The 17,664-nt window shown below is 69.3% G+C and carries 18 protein-coding genes and 1 riboswitch; of the genes, 11 read left to right on the forward strand and 7 right to left on the reverse strand.

The window, feature by feature from the left end; all coding sequences use genetic code 11:
- Window positions 1-129: 129 nt before the first annotated feature.
- The 7 genes from ACEWX3_RS18820 (at window position 130) to ACEWX3_RS18850 (ending at window position 7,020) form a co-directional block, all read left to right on the forward strand.
- Window positions 130-969, forward strand: coding sequence for an aldo/keto reductase (locus tag ACEWX3_RS18820; RefSeq protein WP_374157314.1), 840 nt, complete (start codon window positions 130-132; stop codon window positions 967-969).
- 242 nt (window positions 970-1,211) lie between these two features.
- Complete coding sequence (locus ACEWX3_RS18825) at window positions 1,212-1,985, forward strand: sulfite exporter TauE/SafE family protein (RefSeq protein WP_207067473.1); 774 nt, start codon at window positions 1,212-1,214, stop codon at window positions 1,983-1,985.
- A 63-nt stretch (window positions 1,986-2,048) separates the two neighbouring features.
- A complete protein-coding gene (locus ACEWX3_RS18830; protein ID WP_207067472.1) occupies window positions 2,049-3,395 on the forward strand; it encodes an MBL fold metallo-hydrolase in 1,347 nt (448 codons plus the stop codon).
- Between the two features lie 11 nt (window positions 3,396-3,406).
- Window positions 3,407-3,964: an AAA family ATPase gene (locus ACEWX3_RS18835; RefSeq protein ID WP_374157315.1), complete on the forward strand. Its 558-nt coding sequence runs from the start codon at window positions 3,407-3,409 to the stop codon at window positions 3,962-3,964.
- A 45-nt stretch (window positions 3,965-4,009) separates the two neighbouring features.
- A riboswitch (TPP riboswitch) is annotated at window positions 4,010-4,121 on the forward strand.
- Entirely contained in the window at window positions 4,110-4,793 is a 684-nt protein-coding gene (locus ACEWX3_RS18840) for an ECF transporter S component (protein ID WP_374157316.1), read from the forward strand. (Overlaps the previous riboswitch by 12 nt.)
- Entirely contained in the window at window positions 4,793-6,250 is a 1,458-nt protein-coding gene (locus ACEWX3_RS18845; RefSeq protein WP_374157317.1) for an ABC transporter ATP-binding protein, read from the forward strand. Before ACEWX3_RS18840 ends, ACEWX3_RS18845 begins: the two co-directional genes overlap by 1 nt.
- On the forward strand, window positions 6,247-7,020 hold the full coding sequence (locus ACEWX3_RS18850) for an energy-coupling factor transporter transmembrane protein EcfT (RefSeq protein ID WP_374157318.1): 774 nt from the start codon (window positions 6,247-6,249) through the stop codon (window positions 7,018-7,020). Before ACEWX3_RS18845 ends, ACEWX3_RS18850 begins: the two co-directional genes overlap by 4 nt.
- Before the next feature lie 65 nt (window positions 7,021-7,085).
- Here the strand turns inward: ACEWX3_RS18850 and ACEWX3_RS18855 are convergent, their stop codons facing one another.
- From ACEWX3_RS18855 to ACEWX3_RS18865, 3 genes are read right to left on the reverse strand one after another with little or no spacing between them, the layout of a single operon-like run.
- Window positions 7,086-7,793, reverse strand: a complete 708-nt coding sequence (locus tag ACEWX3_RS18855) for an HNH endonuclease family protein (RefSeq protein ID WP_374157319.1) — start codon at window positions 7,791-7,793, stop codon at window positions 7,086-7,088.
- Window positions 7,790-10,078 carry an ATP-dependent DNA helicase RecG gene (gene recG / locus ACEWX3_RS18860; protein ID WP_374157320.1) on the reverse strand — a complete coding sequence of 763 codons (2,289 nt, stop codon included), beginning with the start codon at window positions 10,076-10,078 and terminating at the stop codon, window positions 7,790-7,792. Before recG ends, ACEWX3_RS18855 begins: the two co-directional genes overlap by 4 nt.
- A gap of 1 nt (window position 10,079) precedes the next feature.
- On the reverse strand, window positions 10,080-11,723 hold the full coding sequence (locus ACEWX3_RS18865; RefSeq protein WP_207067564.1) for a DAK2 domain-containing protein: 1,644 nt from the start codon (window positions 11,721-11,723) through the stop codon (window positions 10,080-10,082).
- Window positions 11,724-11,989: 266 nt separating this feature from the next.
- Here ACEWX3_RS18865 and rpmB point away from each other — a divergent pair, with 266 nt between their 5' ends.
- A complete protein-coding gene (gene rpmB, locus ACEWX3_RS18870) occupies window positions 11,990-12,184 on the forward strand; it encodes a 50S ribosomal protein L28 (RefSeq protein ID WP_152516595.1) in 195 nt (64 codons plus the stop codon).
- A gap of 96 nt (window positions 12,185-12,280) precedes the next feature.
- The gene (locus tag ACEWX3_RS18875) at window positions 12,281-12,619 is read left to right on the forward strand and encodes a hypothetical protein (protein ID WP_207067467.1); all 339 of its coding nucleotides are present in this window, start codon (window positions 12,281-12,283) and stop codon (window positions 12,617-12,619) included.
- A 5-nt stretch (window positions 12,620-12,624) separates the two neighbouring features.
- Here ACEWX3_RS18875 and ACEWX3_RS18880 read toward each other — a convergent pair whose 3' ends face one another.
- Entirely contained in the window at window positions 12,625-13,302 is a 678-nt protein-coding gene (locus ACEWX3_RS18880) for a uracil-DNA glycosylase (RefSeq protein ID WP_374157321.1), read from the reverse strand.
- Window positions 13,303-13,313: 11 nt separating this feature from the next.
- Window positions 13,314-14,288: a thiamine-phosphate kinase gene (locus ACEWX3_RS18885; RefSeq protein ID WP_374157322.1), complete on the reverse strand. Its 975-nt coding sequence runs from the start codon at window positions 14,286-14,288 to the stop codon at window positions 13,314-13,316.
- Window positions 14,289-14,404: 116 nt separating this feature from the next.
- Between ACEWX3_RS18885 and ACEWX3_RS18890 the strand changes: the two genes are divergently transcribed.
- Together ACEWX3_RS18890 and ACEWX3_RS18895 are read left to right on the forward strand one after the other, a co-directional pair.
- Entirely contained in the window at window positions 14,405-14,647 is a 243-nt protein-coding gene (locus ACEWX3_RS18890; RefSeq protein WP_152516591.1) for an Lrp/AsnC family transcriptional regulator, read from the forward strand.
- A gap of 10 nt (window positions 14,648-14,657) precedes the next feature.
- Window positions 14,658-15,263, forward strand: a complete 606-nt coding sequence (locus ACEWX3_RS18895) for a DUF3515 domain-containing protein (protein ID WP_374157323.1) — start codon at window positions 14,658-14,660, stop codon at window positions 15,261-15,263.
- 132 nt (window positions 15,264-15,395) lie between these two features.
- Here the strand turns inward: ACEWX3_RS18895 and ACEWX3_RS18900 are convergent, their stop codons facing one another.
- Both ACEWX3_RS18900 and ACEWX3_RS18905 read right to left on the reverse strand, forming a co-directional pair.
- Window positions 15,396-16,499: a D-alanine--D-alanine ligase family protein gene (locus ACEWX3_RS18900; protein ID WP_374157324.1), complete on the reverse strand. Its 1,104-nt coding sequence runs from the start codon at window positions 16,497-16,499 to the stop codon at window positions 15,396-15,398.
- Window positions 16,500-16,551: 52 nt separating this feature from the next.
- The gene (locus ACEWX3_RS18905; RefSeq protein ID WP_374157325.1) at window positions 16,552-17,661 is read right to left on the reverse strand and encodes a cystathionine gamma-lyase; all 1,110 of its coding nucleotides are present in this window, start codon (window positions 17,659-17,661) and stop codon (window positions 16,552-16,554) included.
- Window positions 17,662-17,664 lie beyond the last annotated feature (3 nt).

Here is a 17,664-nt window from a genome sequence, read left to right on the forward strand (position 1 = left end):
CCGATCCCGAAGCAGATTAGGTGACCATCGGTGGCGGCAATATAGTCAACGGCGAAATCGTGACTCCGGACCCACTGCGGGTGAACGCCGGGGCCACCTACGAGCATCCACTTCAGCAGGGCAGGTGACATGACCTCGGCGGCAGCAATCCCCACCGTCACACTCAACGACGACAACACGATGCCGGTCATCGGCCTCGGAGTGGGTGAACTGTCCGAGGCGGAGACCGAGCAGGCGGTGTCGGCCGCGCTGGAGGCCGGCTACCGGATGATCGACACCGCCGCCGCCTACGGCAACGAGGCGGCCGTGGGTCGCGCGGTCGCGGCATCGGGCATCGCCCGCGACGAGTTGTTCATCACCACCAAGCTGGCCACCGAGGATCAGGGTTTCCAGTCCTCGCAGGACGCGCTCCGGCGCAGCCTGGAACGTCTCGGCCTCGACTACGTCGACCTGTACCTGATCCACTGGCCGGGCGGTGAGCACGGCAAATACATCGACAGCTGGGGCGGACTGATGCGCGCCAAGGAGGACGGTCATTCCCGTTCGATCGGCGTGTGCAACTCCCACGCCCAGCACCTCGAGGATCTCATCGCGCTGTCGTTCTTCACCCCGGCGGTCAACCAGATCGAGCTCCACCCGCTGCTGAACCAGGCCGAACTGCGGGCCGTCAACGCCGAGAACGGCATCACCACCGAGGCCTACGGCCCGCTGGGTGTGGGCAATCTGCTGTCCAACCCTGCCGTCACAGCGATCGCCGAGGCCCAGGACAAGACCCCGGCGCAGGTGCTCATCCGGTGGAGCCTGCAACTCGGCAACGTCGTCATCCCCCGGTCTTCCTCGCCGGAGCGGATCGCTTCCAACCTGGACGTCTTCGGGTTCGAACTGACCGACGACCAGATGGGGTCGTTGAACGGCCTCGACAACGGCACCCGGTTCCGTCCGGATCCGGAAACCTATACCGGCGCCTGATTCACCCGCCTCCTCCGGCTTCCCTCCAGCGCTGACGTCGTGCAGCGCCCCCTCCTCCGAGCAGTCCCGCGCGCCGTCATGCCCGCGTTCAGGTGTGTTCGGGCGTGGCCGATGACTCCTGCCCGACGGCGGTGGTGATGCCGCCAACGGTCCCCCGTATGTTTAGAAATACCCCATGGGGTGTATTTGAGGCGGGCAGGCATCCGCACCGCGGCCGTCGACAAACAAGGAGGCACACCGGTATGACGCTCGCCGTCGCCCTCGGCTTCGGGGCGCTGATCGGGGTGCTGCTGGGCCTACTCGGCGGCGGTGGGTCGATCCTGGCGGTCCCCGCCCTGGTCTACGCGGTCGGCCTGGACATGCGCCAGGCGATCCCGATCTCGCTGCTGGTCGTGGGGGTGGCCTCGGCGGTGGGGGCCGTGCCGCGCATCCGCGCCGGACAGGTGCAGTGGCGCCTGGCTGCGGTGTTCGCCGCCGCAGGCATTCCGGCGACGTTCGCCGGGACCGCGATCAGCACACGCCTGCCCCAGAGTGCGCTGCTGATCGGCTTCGCCGCGGTCATGGTGCTGGCCGGGGCGCGGATGCTCAAGGACACCGCGAGCACCGGCACCGCCTGTGACGTCGGCCAGGACGGCATCGACTGGCGCCGATGCGCTCCGCGATCCATCCCGGCCGGCGCACTGGTCGGTGTGCTCACCGGACTGTTCGGGGTCGGCGGGGGGTTCCTGATCATCCCCGCACTGGTCATCGCGCTCGGGGTGGACATGACGATCGCCGTGGGCACCTCACTGCTGATCATCGTCGTCAACTCCGCAGCCGGGTTCCTGTCCCACCTGCAGGGCCTGCAGATCGACTGGGCCGTCACCGCGTCGTTCGCCGGCGCCGCCACGGTCTGCTCGCTGATCGCCGGGTCGCTGGCCACCCGCCTGCAGACCGAACGGTTGCAACGCTGGTTCGCCTACCTGGTCTTCGCCGTCGCGACCTTCGTCGTCGTCGACACGATCTGGCTGCACTGACCCCCGACCGCACTGACCCCAATTGCACCGATCCGACACCAACCATCACACGGGAGGAACACCATGGACGTGACCATCATCGAGACATCCGGCCTGGGCGACCGCAGCTATCTGGTCAGCGCCGAAGGGCGCGCCGCGGTGATCGATCCGCAACGCGACATCGACCGCGTCCTCGACCTCGCCGACGAGAAGGGCGTCTCGATCACCCACGTTCTGGAGACCCACATCCACAACGACTACGTGACCGGCGGCCTGGAACTCGCCCGCACCCTCGGCGCCGAATACGTCGTCGCGGACGGCGATGACGTGGGGTTCACCCGCCGGGCGGTGAGCGACGGAGACGTCGTCGACGTCGGCCCGATGAGCTTTGCGGTGCTGCACACCCCGGGCCACACGCACACGCACGTGAGCTATGTCCTCCGCGACGTGTCGGGTTCGGCCGTCGGGGTGTTCACCGGCGGCTCGATGCTGCACGGCACGACCGGGCGAACCGATCTGGTCGACGACGACGACACCGTCGAGCTCACTCACGCGCAGTACCACTCGGTGCGCCGGCTGGCCCACGAACTCGGCGACGACGTCGAGGTCTATCCGACCCACGGTTTCGGCAGCTTCTGTTCGGCGACGCCGGCCAGCGGCGACAGCTCGACCATCGGCGACGAGCGGCAGAACAATCCGGCCCTGACCAACGACGAGCAGACCTATGTCGACCAACTGCTGGCCGGTCTGGGCGCGTATCCGGCCTACTACGCGCACATGGGCGTCATCAACACCGAAGGTCCTGCTCCCGTCGACCTGTCCCTGCCCGAACCGGTGGACCCGGCAGAGCTGCGCCGCCGCATCGATTCCGGCGAATGGGTGGTCGACCTGCGCAGCCGCACCGCCTTCGCGGCCGGCCATCTCGCCGGAACCTTCGGCTTCGAGTTGTCCACACAGTTCGCGACGTATCTCGGCTGGCTGTACCGCTGGGGTGCCCCGATGACCCTGGTCGGTGAGGATCGCGACCAGATTCTCTCGGCGAGAAGGGAACTGGCCCGCATCGGAGTCGACAACGTCACCGGTTCCGCCGCCGGTGACATCTCCGCGCTGGCCGGCGGTGAAGCACTGCAGAGCTATCGAGTGGCCGCGTTCGACGACCTCGCGGGCGCGCTGGACCGCGACGAGGTGACCGTTCTCGACGTGCGCCAGACGACTGAATTCGACGGCGGCCACATCCGCGGCGCGCTCAACATCCCGCTGCACGAGCTGCTCGCCCGCCGCGACGAGGTGCCGGCCGGTGAAGTCTGGGTGCACTGCGGTTCCGGCTACCGGGCCTCCATCGCCTGCTCGCTCATCGAACGCGCGGATCGCGCGGTCGTGCTCATCGACGACGCCTTCGACAAGGCCCCCGAGTCCGCCCTGGTGTCCTAGGGTTCGCGGACGTGACCCCCGACGATCTGGTCGTCAGCCTCGTCGCCGCCGACGCGACGACCGTGCTGATCGACGGACGGTCGGGCGCGGGAAAGTCGACGCTGGCCGACCACCTGCAGCGGCGGTGGTCGGCCAGTTCGGTCGTCCGCCTCGACGACATCTACCCGGGCTGGGACGGGCTGGCGTGGGCGGTCGAGCACGTCGGCACCCGACTACTCGCACCCCGCGCACACGGTCACCCGGGACGATGGCGCCAGTGGGACTGGGCCACCGGCGCCCCCGGACCCTGGCACACGGTCGAGCCCGGCACCCGACTCATCGTGGAGGGGGTCGGCGCGCTGTCCGCCGCGCATCGCGAGCTGGCCGATCTCGGCATCTGGGTGACCGCCCCCGACGAGGTGCGCCGCCGTCGCGCCCTGCACCGCGACGGCGACACCTACCGCCCGCACTGGGACCGCTGGGCGGCTCAGGAGGAGCAGTTCATCAGCGAGTTCGCGCCCCAGGCGGCCGCCGACGTCACCGCGGTCGAGACCGTCGCCGGGTGGTCCTGGAGCTTTCACCGGCGGTGACCGATGCCCGGCGTGGCGCCATCTTCGCGCTCTGCAGTAGCTTGGGAGGTTCCACACGGGAGTGCACACCGAGTGCGCTGAGAGGACGGCTGACGGCCGTCGACCGTACGAACCTGACCGGGTAATGCCGGCGTAGGGAGATGTGATGGATCAGCCCCACCCTGACGGCACCGGGTCTTTTCACGGCACCGGGTCCTTTCATGGCACCGGGTCTTTTCATGGCACCGGGTCGTTTCACGGCACCGGGTCGTTGCGCTGGCGCGTGGTCGACATCGTGGTGGCCAGCGTGCTCGCCGTCGCGGCCGGATTGGTGTTCGTCATCTGGAACGTCGCGCACAGCCCGATCACCGCGCCGCTGAACGCACTGCTGCCCGGCCTGCAAGCGCTCGCCGGTGGCGGGTGGCTGTTCGCCGGTGTGCTCACGGCACTGGTCATCCGCAAGCCAGGCGCAGCACTGTACGGCGAAGTCGTCGCGGCCACCGTGTCGGCGTTGGTCGGCAACCAGTGGGGCGTGCTGACCATCGAATCGGGGCTCGTGCAGGGCCTCGGCGCCGAACTCGTGTTCGCCGTGTTTCTGTACCGGCGGTGGAACCTGCCCGTCGCGATCCTCGCCGGCGCGCTGGCCGGGGTCGCGTTGGCCGTCAACGACCTGATCCTCTGGTACCCGGGGGCCGCCACCGCGTTCGCGGTCATCTACACGGCATCAGCGGTGGTCTCCGGCGCCGTCATCGCCGGGGTCCTGTCCTGGTTCGTCGTCAGAGGCCTGGCCAGGACCGGCGCCCTGAGCCGCTTCGAGTCCGGGCGGGCGTTCGCGCGTTCCGCCACCTGATGCCCTCCGCGGCGTCCACCCGCGTCGGCGCCCGCGTGACGGCGCAGCACTGGGGTTGGCAGCACGCCGGGCAGAACACTTGGGCGGTCAGCGAACTCGACCTCGACATCGAGGCCGGCCAACGGGTCCTGGTGTTGGGGCCGTCCGGCTCCGGAAAGTCCACTCTGCTGCTGGGCCTTGCCGGGCTGCTGGGTGGCGCCGACGAGGGACACGAGACGGGTCGTCTCCTCGTCGACGGATCTCGTCCCGCCGATCGACGCGGGCTCATCGGAATGGTGCTGCAGGACCCGGATTCGCAGGTGATCCTGTCGCGGGTAGGCGACGACGTGGCCTTCGGTATGGAGAACTTCGGGGTGCCACGCGCAGCGATCTGGCCGCGCGTCGACACCGCCCTTCGCTCCGTGGGTCTGAATCTTCCTGTATCGCAAGACACCTCCACTCTGTCGGGCGGTCAGAAGCAGCGCCTGGCACTCGCCGGGGTGCTGGCGATGAATCCGGGCCTGATCCTGCTCGACGAGCCCACCGCGAATCTGGACTCCGAAGGGGTCCTCGAGGTCCGTGATGCGGTGACCGCGGCCGCCGACGCCAGCGGCGCCACCGTGGTCGTGGTGGAACACCGCACCCAGACCTGGCTGCCCGTCGTCGACCGCGTCGTCGTCCTGGGCCCGAACGGTCAGGTGGTTGCCGACGGCCCGCCGGAGCCGACCATCGCGCGCCAGCGCGAACACCTGCTGCAGTCCGGGATCTGGGTGCCCGGAGCTCCCCCGCCGCGGATCTTCCGGCACCGTCCGGCGGCCGACGACCCCCTGCTGAGCGCCACCGACCTCTCAGTCGGCTACCCCACCGCCCCGGTTCGCGCGGGCCTGGACTTCCAGATCCGCAGGGGCCGGGTGGTGGCCGTGACCGGGCGTAACGGCAGCGGGAAATCGACGCTGGCGCTGACCCTGGGCGGCTTGTTGCCGCCGCAGGGCGGCCGGCTCCGCGCGCAGGCGCAGTTCGCCCCCTCACCCAGACGTGTGGAACCCATCGGCTGGCGCTCCAAGGAGTTGCTCACCCGCATCGCCACCGTCTTTCAGGACCCCGAACACCAGTTCCTCACCGGCAGCGTGCGCGACGAGATACTGCTCGGACCGAAAGCGCTGCGCCACAACAGCACCGAGGCCGCCGCCCGGGCCGACGAGCTGCTCGACCGGCTGCGCCTGAGCCACCTCGCGCATCGCAATCCCTACACCCTCTCGGGCGGCGAGAAGCGCCGCCTGTCCGTGGCCACCGTCCTGGTCACCCGGCCGGCGTTGATCGTCCTCGACGAGCCCACCTTCGGCCAGGATCGACGCACCTGGGTCGAGCTCGTCGCGTTGCTGTCCGAAATCGCCGACGGCGGAACCGCGGTCGTCGCCGCCACCCACGATGACGAGTTCGTCGAACTGCTCGCCGACGACCGGGTGGAGCTGCAGTGACATCGCTGGATGCCGGAACCCGTCCGGTCCTCAATCCTGTCGCGACGTTGCTGACGGCAGCGGTGATCGCCGTGGCGTTGGTGCTCAGCGTCGACTGGGTGTCGGCACTGACCGCTCTGATGCTGGAGATCCCACTGTTTCTCGCGCTCAGAATCCGCCTGCGCACCGTCGTGGTCCGCGGCGCCGTGGTCACCGTCGCGGCCGCGTTGACCGCGCTGACAAACCTGCTCTACGGGGAGCCGAGCGGCACCGTGCACTGGCACTTGCTGTTGATCAACGTCAGCGACGGCTCCATCGAGCTTGCGGGCGCGATGTTCCTGCGGGTGCTTGCCATCGCCCTGCCGTCGGTGTTGTTGTTCGTCGATGTCAGCCCGACCCAACTCGCCGACGGGTTGGGGCAGGTGCTGAAACTCCCCGCCCGCTTCGTCATCGGAGCGCTGGCGGGGCTGCGCATGGTCGGCCTGCTGCGCCAGGACTGGCAGTATCTCGGTTACGCCCGCCGGGCTCGCGGGGTCGCCGACACCAACCGAATTCGGCGCGTCTTCGGACAGGCGTTCGCCCTGCTGGTTTTCGCGCTGCGCCGCGGTTCCAAACTGGCAACCGCCATGGAGGCCCGCGGATTCGGCGCCCACCCGACCAGAACCTGGGCACGGCCGTCGTTGTTCGGCTGGCGCGAAGCGGCCCTGATCGCCTATGGCACTGTCATTGCGGCCACGGCCATCGCGGTCGCGGTGGCCGCGGGCACCTGGCAGTTCATCGGTGGACGATGACGGTTGGGTCGCCCGCATTGTCGCGGCGGTGCCGGGTTGCTGAGATGCCGGCGATATTCACGGCCTCACGCTGCGGGGCAGGTCTGCGCAGCCTCCTGCAGCACCGGCGCCGACGCGGCGTCCACCGGTAGGTCGTACCCCCGTAACACCGCGATGAATTGCATCGCGTACTGGCAGTGGAATGCCTCGTTGGGCGGCATCCACAGCGCGGGCTGCTTGTCGCCCTTGTCCTGGTTGGCATCACCGGCGACGGCGATGAGGTTCGCGGGATCGTTGGCGAAACGCACCCGCATCTCGTCCGTCCAGTTCCGCGCCCCGAGATCCCACGCCAGCGCCAGCGGCACCAGATGATCGATCTGCACCTCGGCCCCGGTCTGTTCACCACGGGTGAAGGCGACTGTGGAGTTGGTGTAGGGATCGCGCAGCACCCCGGTGGCCACCGCCGTCGGGCAACGTGAGATCGCCACATATGTCTTGTCGATCAGGTCACGGTCGAGGATGTCGTTGCGGGTGTCGCACCCGTTGAAGCCTCCGGGGGCGGTGGTTTCATCGGTCCACGCCTCTCCGAACGCGTCGCGCCGGTAGTCGTATCCCCGTACCCGCTCGGGGATCTCGGCGACACCGGCGAGGACATCGACGCCGGGGGCGACGGTGGGGACGTCGGCCTGAGCGATCAACTCCGAGGGCTGCCGGGAATCGTCGACGACCTGGACGGCGACGAACACGGCCAGGGCCACCGCAACCGCCAGCCACAGGATCTGCCTGCGACTCAAGATTTGTCCAGATAATCGAGGCGGTCGGTATCGGTGAACGACGCCGACAGGAACGCCATCCCGGCGTCACCGGGGTTGAAGTCGTAGACCGCTTCACACAAGTCCCGGGCATCCTCGATGATCTCGCGGTGGTCGGACAGCGACAGGAATCGCAACGTGATCGGACGGCCGTGTTGACTCAAGCCCAGCACATCACCCTCACTGCGCTCCTGCAGGTCGAGTTCGGCGAGTTTGAACCCGTCCTGAGTGCCGGCCACCGCCGTCAGACGCCTGCCCGCTTTCGAACCCTCGGGCAGGTTGCTCACCAGCAGACACAAGCTGGGGTGCTGGCCGCGCCCGATCCGGCCCCGCAGCTGATGCAGCTGGCTGATCCCGAACCGATCGGCGTCCATCACGACCATCACGGTGGCGTTCGGCACGTCGACGCCGACTTCGATGACCGTGGTGCACACCAGCACGTCGATCTCGCCGGCCCGGAACGCGGCCATCACGGCGTCCTTTTCGTCGCTGGGCAATCGCCCATGCATCAGGCCCAACCGGAGACCGGCCAGCGGCCCCTGATGCAGCACGGCGAAGAGGTCCACCACGGCGATCGGTGGTGGACCCTGTTCCTTCTCGTCGTCTTTCTTGTCGTTCTTGGCCTTCTTGGCGCTCTTGGTGCCCTTGTCGGCATTGGCGGGCTTGTCGTCGGCGGCGGTGTCGTTCTCGTCGATGCGCGAGGCAACCACGTACGCCTGCCGTCCGGCGCGGACTTCCTCGGCGATCCGCGCCCACGCCCGACTCAGCCAGGCGGGCTTCTGCTGGGCGAAGATCGTGTTGGTGGTGATCGGCTGGCGGCCCCGCGGCAGCTCCCGCAGCGTGGAGGTCTCCAGGTCGCCGTAGACGGTGAGCGCCACGGTGCGGGGAATCGGTGTCGCGGTCATCACCAGCAGGTGCGGGGTGATGCCCTCGGGAGCCTTGGCGCGCAATCGGTCCCGCTGCTCGACACCGAAACGGTGCTGCTCGTCGACCACCACCATGCCGAGGCGGTGGAATTCGACGGTGTCCTGCAGCAGGGCGTGCGTACCGATGACGATGCCCGCCTGCCCGGAGGCCACCTCGTCGCGCACCTCACGCTTCTGCTGCGCCGTCATCGATCCCGTCAACAACGCCACCCGGGTGGCGCACTCGGCTCCCCCGAGCTGACCGGCCATCCCCAGCGCACCGAGCATGGTGCGGATCGACAGGGCATGCTGGGCGGCAAGAACTTCCGTCGGCGCCAGCAGCGCACACTGATAGCCCGCGTCGACGAGCTGAAGCATCGCCAACACCGAGACGATCGTCTTTCCCGAACCGACCTCACCCTGCAGCATCCGGTTCATCGGCCGTGCCGCTGCGAGCTCGGTGGAGATCACCTCGAGAACTTCCCGCTGGCCCGCGGTCAGCTCGAACGGCAACTGGCCCGTCATGGCCGCCACCAATCCGTCCGTACGCACAGGCGCCTGCGGCGCGGACGCACCGAGCTCACTGTTGCGCCGAACCACCAGGCCCCACTGCAGCCCGACCGCCTCGTCGTGGGTGAGCCGCTCGATGGCGCGGTCGCGGCAAGCCTCGGTCTCGGCGACGTGGATGGCTCGCAGCGCCTCGTCCTCCGACATCAAAGCGTGTTCGCGCACATAGGTTTTCGGCAATGACTCCGGGATGGGGTCCAACACGTCGAGCGCTTGACGCACGCAGGCGTAGATCTCCCAGGTCTGCATCTTGGCACTCGCCGGGTAGATCGGGAAGAACTCCTTCTCGAACTCGGCGAGGAGGTCGTCTCCGGAAGCCCCCGTCGCCGTGGCCACGGACGTCAGCGCCTTGGTACCTATGTTCCTTCGGCCTGCGGTGCCGAGCACCATGAACGCGGGGTGTGTCAGTTGCATCGTCCCGCGGTAGTAGCCGACCTCACCCGAGAGCATGACGCGGGCGCCGGCGACGAGCGTCTTCTTCAGATACCGCGGGTTGAAGAACGTCGCGGTGACCTTCGGGCGCCGCTGCCCCAGCGTGACGACCAGAAAATCCCGCTTGGGAGTCCGATTGGTCCATTTGGTTTCGGCGCTGGTGATGGTGTCGACGAACGTGACGTGTTCGCCCTCGGCGAGGTCGAGGGCCTCCCCCTCACCGCGGGTCGTCATCGCGTCGCTGTACTTGCGTGGGAAGTACCGGATCAGCTCGCCGACCGTCCGGATCCCGAAGTACTCGTCGAGTTGATCGGCGGCCTTCTTGCCGAGCACGAAATCGAGGCGGTCGTCCAGTGTGGCCATCTCACTCCACCCCGATCAGCAGCGCGTCGCCGAGATGGCCGGTGTGGAACGTGACCATCTCCGTGCCCGGATGGTGTTCACGGACATGCGCGGTCAGTGCTGCGCCGACGTCCTCGTCGACATCGTGACCGGTGAGCACGGTGACCAGCTCACCACCCGCGGCCAGCAGCACGTCGATCAGCCCCGCGCCGGCGGCGACGAGGCCGTCGCCGACGATGACCACCTCGTCACCGGCGATCCCCAGCCCGTCACCGGGCCGGCAGGTGCCCGCCCACGTCAACGCCTCCTCGGCGGCCAGCCGCACCGATCCGTGCCGGGCGCCCCCAGCGGCCCGGGCCATCGTGAACCCGTCGTCGACCAACCGGCGTTCGGGATCGTGCACGGCCAGCGCGGCCAGGCCCTGCACCATCGACGCCGCGGGAATCGGGGCCATGTCGATGCCCCAGTCGGCCGCGACGGCCCAGCCCGCCAGCAGCTCCTCGGCGGCGACGTAGCCGTTGGGCAACACCATCACCTGCGCCGCGCCGGTGTTGACCAGTGCGTGGAGCAGCTGATGGGCGCTGATGGGGACGTCGGGCTCCACTCTCAGCGTCTGCGCGCCCTCGGTACGGAACAGGCTCTCGGCCCCGTCGCCGTCGACGACCGCCAGCACCGCGCGCTCGCGCGTCCAGCTGCCTGACGGATGCCGGTCACCACCCCCGCTCAACGCGGTGATCTGGATACGGCTGGGAGTGCCGACCTCGATGGCCGCCTCGACGGCCGCGCCGGCATCGTCGGCGTGCACATGCACCGAATAGCGGCCCGGCGTTCCGGCTCGCAATCCGGAAGCCGCGATCGCGACGGAGTCACCGAGCTCGTCCAGACGCACCCGCAGCTTCTCGATGCCGTCGGCGTCACAGTCGGCGAGCAGGTACATGACCTCGAACTGCGGTGACGCCGGGGCGGCCGGTGCCACAGCGGCCGCGGCCGGGGAGGGCAGGTAGGCAGGGCGTGGGGGCGCATGACCGGTCAACGTCCTGCTCAGCGCGTCGAGCAGGACGAGCAACCCGCGGCCGCCGGCGTCCACCACGCCCGCGGCGGCCAGCACCTCGAGTTGGGTCGGGGTTCGCTCCAGGGCGGACGCCGCCGCCCGCCCCGCTTCGGCGACCACTTCGGCCAGCACCGCGCCCGTTCCCGCCGCGACCTCGGCCGCCGAGGCGGCCTCCTGCAGCACCGACACGATGGTGCCCGCGACGAGCTGGCCCATCGAGGTCACCGCAAGGCCGACGGCGTGCCGGAACGCCGCTGCCAACAAGGCCCCGTCGATGTCGGACAGTCCTCCGCCCCGGTCCGCGGCCGCTTCGGCGCTCACGTCGGCCAGACCGCGCAGGATCTGCGACAGGATCACCCCTGAGTTGCCCCGGGCTCCGCGCAACGCCCCGTCGGCGAGCCGGGCCGCCACCGTGGAGGCGTCGTCGGCCTCGGAGTGGGCGTCGGCCTGCGCCCATGCGGCGCGCATCGTGAACAGCATGTTGGTGCCGGTGTCGGCGTCGGCCACGGGGAAGACATTGAGCCGGTTGATCTCATCGGTGTGGCTGATCAGGTCGGCGACCGCGTTGTGCGCCCACGCCCGCAGGGCGGATGCGTCGAGCAGTCCCGCCGACATCGCCACCTCCAGACACCTGCGGCTCCCGCGACCCAGCCCCGCGCTGACGCCGTGGGCGCCAGCCTAGCCAGTGCCGCGGACAGCGCCGCGTGCTGCCGTTGAGGAGCTGTGAATGGAGGGGGCGCCGCTGTGGATGGCGACGGTGCGGCCGCTTTTTTGGTGATCACTGCACCGGTCGGTATTCTGGTCGGGTTGTCGGGTCGAGCCGCGGTCAGCTGCGGCCCCAGGACCCAGACCCCACGTACTGATATCGAGGAGTTCTACTTATGGCTGCCGTGTGCGAGATCTGCGGGAAGGGCCCCGGCTTCGGCAAGTCGGTGTCACACTCCCATCGCCGGACCAGCCGCCGGTGGGATCCGAACATCCAGTCCGTGCGCGCCGTGACGCGCCCCGGCGGCAACAAGCAGCGTGTCAACGTCTGCACCTCCTGCCTCAAGGCCGGCAAGGTCAGCCGGGGCTGAGCGCGTTCCCGCCGGTGTGACGTCCGCTCGTTTACCGGCGGTTCCTGCGGGTAACGCATTTCCTTGAGGCGGGGCACTCGGCCCTGCCGGATGGGAATGAGCACGCAGATGTTGCACGCCGGAATCTCTCGCCACGCTCTGATCGCTGTCTCCGGGGCTCTCGCCGCGGGATGGTTGTTGGCGGCATGCGGTGATGACTCAGCCAACGACAGCACGACGACCACCGAGACGACGGAAACCACGTCCGAGACGACCGAGGGTGAGAACACCATCGAGGTTCCCTCGCCGGACGTCGACGTGCCGTCACCGACCATGCCGTCGGTCGACGTGCCGTCCCCGGACATGCCGTCAGTGGATGTGCCGTCACCGGACATGCCGTCGGTCGACGTGCCGTCACCGGAGATGCCTGAGGTGACTCCGTCGCCGGTGCCCTGATCTCGTCAGGGCAACCGCCAGTCCACCGGGTCGGCGCCCATCTTCTCCAGTAATTCGTTCGCACGGCTGAACGGCTTGGATCCGAAGAAGCCGCGCGAAGCGGACAACGGTGACGGATGCGCCGACTCGATGGACGCGGTGTCCCCCAGCATCGGCTTCAGCGTGGCCGCGTCACGCCCCCACAGCACTGCCACCAACGGCTGACGCCGTGCCACCAAGGCCCTGATGGCGCATTCGGTGACGGCCTCCCAGCCTTTACCCCGGTGCGACGCCGGTTCGCCCGGACGCACTGTCAGCACCCTGTTGAGCAACATCACACCTTGGTGCGACCAGGGTGTCAGGTCACCGGAGGTGGGCGCGGGGTGTCCGAGGTCAGCGCAATATTCGGTGAAGATGTTGGCCAAGCTGCGTGGCAACGGCCGAACGTCGGGCGCCACCGAGAAACTCAACCCGACGGCGTGACCCGGCGTCGGATAGGGGTCCTGGCCGACGATCAGCACCCGCACCTGGTCCAACGGAAAGGTGAGGGCCCGCAAGATGTTCGGGCCGGTCGGCAGATAGCGATGTCCTGCGGCCAGTTCGGCGCGCAGGAATTCGCCCATCGCCGCCACCTGGGCTTGGACCGGTTGCAGGGCGTCGGCCCAGGACTGATCGATCAACTCGGTAAGTGGGCGTGCCGTCACGACAGGCCAACCTAGTCGACCCGGAACGACTCCCAGCCCGCGGTGCCGTGCCACGCGACACCGTCGACGGTGACCCGTGGCTGCGAACCCGTGTGATCCCGCACGCGACCGATGCGCCGCCAGCCGGGGGGCGGATCCGCGGGGAAGGTCGCGACCAGCGCGTGGTCTTCGCCGCCGCCCAGCACCCACTGCCGGACATCGGCGTCGACCACCGCGCCCGCCGCGGCGACAGCGTCGAGGTCGGCAGCGAGCAGGTCCAGCGAGATGTCGACGGAAACCTCGGATGCGGAGGCGATGTGCCCGAGGTCGGCCAGTAAACCGTCGGAGACGTCGGTCATCGACGTCGCACCCGCGCGCGCGGCGACCTCGCCTTGCCCGTACGGCGGTTGCGGCACGAGGTGCCGTCGGCGCAGTTCGTCGAACTGTTCGATTCCGTTGCGCCACAATTCGTATCCGGCGTGCGAGCGGCCCGGCTCCCCGATAAGCGCGATGACGTCCCCGGGACGGGCGCCATTGCGCCGCACCGGAGCCCGTCCGCCGAGATCGCCCAGCGCCGTCACCGACACCACCCACTGCGGGCCGGACACCAGGTCACCGCCGACAATGCCGGCACCCAACAGATCCGCTTCGTGCCACATGCCGTCGGCCACGTCGACCGCATGCGCGGTGAGCGTGTGTCCCGGCGCGGCGAAGCCGACGACGAATGCGGTTGCGCGCCCGCCCATCGCCTCGATGTCGGCCGCGTTCTGGGCGATGGCCTTGCGACCGACGTCGTGGGGCGACGACCAATCCAGGCGGAAATGGCGGTCCTCGACGAGCATGTCGGTGCTCACCACGGTGCGTCCGTCCGGGCAGGCGATGACTGCAGCGTCGTCACCGGGTCCGAGCGGAACCCATGGCGGCTGGCGACGACCCGCCACCAACCGGTCGATGACGGCGAACTCACCCGACTCCGCCAGCGTCGCGCCGGGACCATCGCCGGTCATCTGTGGATTCCTCTCGTCGCCCGCGCACTGCCGCGTGCCCTGAACACCGGACGCACCTGCGGTACGTTTGGCTCCTGCGGCGTGGAGTCTATGCAGCCAGATGGAGGTGTTGCGGCGTGGTCGAGGCTTTCGTTCTGATCCAGACCGAGGTCGGTCGCGCCGAAGTCGTCGCCAAGCAGCTCGCGGGCCTGACCGGTGTGCTGTCGTCGGAATACGTCACCGGCCCCTACGACGTGGTGGTCCGCGTCGGTGCGCCGACACTGGCCGAGCTGACGTCCTCGGTGGTGCCCGGTGTCCAGCAGGTGCCCGGCATCACCCGGACGTTGACCTGCCCGATCGCCGACGGGGCGGCACCCTAGAGTTTGGCGGGTGAGCAGCCAGAGCGGTGACGGCCCGCCCAAACCGGTGTTGATCGTCGCGCTCGTCGTCGCGGTCGGCGCGGTGGTCGCGGTTCTGGCGGTCGCCGCGGTGCAGCAGCGTCAGCCCGCGCAGGAACCGGTCGCGATCTCCACCGTGCCCGCCCCCCGCGCCGAGAGCCCCGAATGCGGCGCTCTCATGGATGCGCTGCCCGACCAGCTGGGCGACTATCAGCGCGCCCCGGTGGTCGAGCCGGCGCCGGCGGGCACCGCGGCCTGGCAATCCGACGCCGGGGGTGAGGCCCTGATTCTGCGCTGCGGTTTGGACCGCCCCGCCGAGTTCGTCGTCGGTGCGCCGCTGCAGATGGTGGACGCGGTGCAGTGGTTCCGGGTGGGCGAAGCAGGGGCGGGTGACGCCGGAGCGGACGAAGCCGGAGCGGGCGGAGCAGGGGCGGGTGACGCCGGGGCGGGTCGCAGCACCTGGTTCGCAGTGGATCGGCCGGTGTACGTGGCACTCACGCTGCCCGCCGGCTCCGGACCCACGTCCATCCAGCGGCTCTCCGCGGCGATCGCCGAGACGTTGCCGGCACAACCGATCGATCCGGCACCGGCGCGGTAGTCGCGCCGAGCGTGAACTCAGCGCGAACCCCGGGCCTGGATTTCGCACCACATGCACGCTCGGCGAGTTCTCGGCGCAATCCCCGCACAACCGGCGAGTTCTCAGCGCACTCCCCGGACACCCGGCGAGTACTCAGCGCAGACCGGTGCCCCGGGCGATGGCGGTGTCGACCATCGTGGCGAGCAGGGTCGGGTAATCCACCCCACTGGCCGCCCACATCCGCGGGTACATCGAGATGGTGGTGAATCCCGGCATGGTGTTGATCTCGTTGATCACCGGGCCGTTGTCGGTGAGGAAGAAGTCGACGCGGGCCAGACCCTGGCAGTCCATCGCCGTGAACGCACGAACCGCCAACGCGCGGATCTGCTCGGCGACGCCGTCGTCGACCTTGGCCGGCACGTCGAGTTCGGCGCCGTCCTCCAGGTATTTCGTCTCGAAGTCGTAGAAACCGTTTTCCCGGCCCCGCACACCGGCGACCCGGATCTCACCGACGGTGCTCGCCTCGATGCGTCCATCCGGGAACTCGAGCACGCCGCACTCGAGCTCGCGACCGGCCACTGCGGCTTCGACGATGACCTTCGGATCGTGCCGGCGGGCCGCGTCGATGGCTGCGGGCAGCTGATCCCAGCTGTCGACCCGGCTGACGCCGATCGACGAGCCGCCGCGGGCGGGTTTGACGAAGACCGGTAGGCCGAGGCGCTCCTGCTCCTCCAACGACAGCGTGGCCCGTTTCGGACGCAGCACCACATGATCGCCGATCGGCAGCCCCTCGGCCGCCCACAACTTCTTGGTGAATTCTTTGTCCATCCCGGCCGCCGACGCCAGCACCCCGGCCCCCACATACGGCACGCCCGCCAGTTCGAGCAGGCCCTGGATGGTGCCGTCCTCGCCATAGGGTCCGTGCAGCACAGGGAATACCACGTCGACGGCGGCCAGCATCTCGCCGGCGCCCTGTCCCAGCGACACCAGCTGACCCCGCCGGCCGGGGTCGGCGGCCAGCGCCAACTCGGTTCCCGACGCGCCACTCACCCCGGGCAGCGTGCCGTCGGTGATGGCCAGCGTCTCGGGCTTGGCGTCGGTGAGCACCCAGGACCCCTCGGGGGTGATGCCGACGGCGACCACCTCGAAGCGCTCGGGGTCGAGGTTGCGCAGGATGCTGCCAGCCGAGACACAGGAGATCGCGTGCTCGGAGCTGCGGCCGCCGTAGACGACGGCGACACGGGTGCGGGCAGTCACAACCTAGAGAGGCTACCGTCCGGCCCCGCGGCCGCGGGCCTCGCCTGAGACGTCACAGGGCGCTGAGCGCCTCGTCGAGGTCGCTGAGCAGGTCGTCGGTGTCCTCGATTCCCAGAGAGATCCGGGCGAAACCGGCGCTGACCGGATCACCCCACCGCGCGCGGCGGTCCACCGAGGAGTGGATTCCGCCGAAGGACGTCGCCGCGACCAGCAGTTGACTGCGTTCGACCAACGCGTGCACCGCCTCGGCGTCGGCCAGCTCCACCGACACCAACCCTCCGAACCGGCGCATCTGCGCTGCGGCGACCGGATGCGACGGATCATCGGGCAGGCCGGGATAACGCACGGAACGCACCGAGGGGTGGGCACTGAGCATCAGCGCCACCGCAGCAGCGTTGTGGCATTGACGCTCGAACCTCAGACCGGCCGAACCCAGGCTGCGCAGCACCAGCCACGCTTCGAAGGCGCCGAGAATCGAACCGGCCAGCAGCCGCTCGCGCAGCACCCGCTCGATGAGGTCGGGGTGGCTGCCGGCGACGTAACCGGCCAGGACGTCGTGGTGACCGGAGAGCGCTTTGGTGGCGCTGCCGACCACCAGGTCGGCGCCCAGGGACAACGGTTGCTGGCCCAGTGGCGTCGCGGTGGTGTTGTCGACGACGAGCACTGTGCCCTGCGAGCGGCAGGTCAGCGCGAGGCGATGCAGGTCGACGACATCGAGACCGGGATTCGACGGCGTCTCGGCGAGCACCACGTCGGCGCCGACGGCCGCGTCGCACATCTCTGCGCAGCTCGCCTGGACCACCTTCGCTCCGCGGGCGGCCAGGAATTCCTCGGCGTACGCGCGCACCTGGTAGTACCCGTCGGCGGGGACGACGACGGTGCGCCCCGGCTCGGCCAGGATCCGCAACACCGCCGACAGGGCGGCCATGCCCGAACCGAATGTCACCGCAGCGGCGGCGCCCTCGAGTTGGGCCAGCGCCGACTCCAGATGCCGCCACGACGGATTGGACGCCCGACCGTAGGTGTCCACACCGGCGTCCTCGTCGCGCGACAGGTGATAGGCCGCCGCCGAAGTCGGCACCGGGCCAATGGGAGAACCAGGAATCGGTTCGGTGCCAACGGCTTTCACACTGCGAGTGGAGTCTCCGTGCGCCCGGGCCATGGC

The sequence above is a fragment of the Mycobacterium sp. G7A2 genome (assembly GCF_041902445.1).
Classification (GTDB): domain Bacteria; phylum Actinomycetota; class Actinomycetes; order Mycobacteriales; family Mycobacteriaceae; genus Mycobacterium.

Bases quoted from the DNA above. Each gene is read 5' to 3' on its own strand.
- ACEWX3_RS18830 (WP_207067472.1), top strand. From the start codon at position 2,049: ATGGACGTGACCATCATCGAGACATCCGGCCTGGGCGACCGCAGCTAT.
- ACEWX3_RS18905 (WP_374157325.1), bottom strand. From the start codon at position 17,661: ATGGCCCGGGCGCACGGAGACTCCACTCGCAGTGTGAAAGCCGTTGGC.
- ACEWX3_RS18885 (WP_374157322.1), bottom strand. From the start codon at position 14,288: ATGACCGGCGATGGTCCCGGCGCGACGCTGGCGGAGTCGGGTGAGTTC.
- ACEWX3_RS18875 (WP_207067467.1), top strand. From the start codon at position 12,281: ATGAGCACGCAGATGTTGCACGCCGGAATCTCTCGCCACGCTCTGATC.
- ACEWX3_RS18840 (WP_374157316.1), top strand. From the start codon at position 4,110: ATGGATCAGCCCCACCCTGACGGCACCGGGTCTTTTCACGGCACCGGG.
- ACEWX3_RS18865 (WP_207067564.1), bottom strand. From the start codon at position 11,723: ATGTCGGCGGGACTGCTCGACGCATCCGCCCTGCGGGCGTGGGCGCAC.
- recG (WP_374157320.1), bottom strand. From the start codon at position 10,078: ATGGCCACACTGGACGACCGCCTCGATTTCGTGCTCGGCAAGAAGGCC.
- ACEWX3_RS18820 (WP_374157314.1), top strand. From the start codon at position 130: ATGACCTCGGCGGCAGCAATCCCCACCGTCACACTCAACGACGACAAC.
- rpmB (WP_152516595.1), top strand. From the start codon at position 11,990: ATGGCTGCCGTGTGCGAGATCTGCGGGAAGGGCCCCGGCTTCGGCAAG.
- ACEWX3_RS18825 (WP_207067473.1), top strand. From the start codon at position 1,212: ATGACGCTCGCCGTCGCCCTCGGCTTCGGGGCGCTGATCGGGGTGCTG.
- ACEWX3_RS18845 (WP_374157317.1), top strand. From the start codon at position 4,793: ATGCCCTCCGCGGCGTCCACCCGCGTCGGCGCCCGCGTGACGGCGCAG.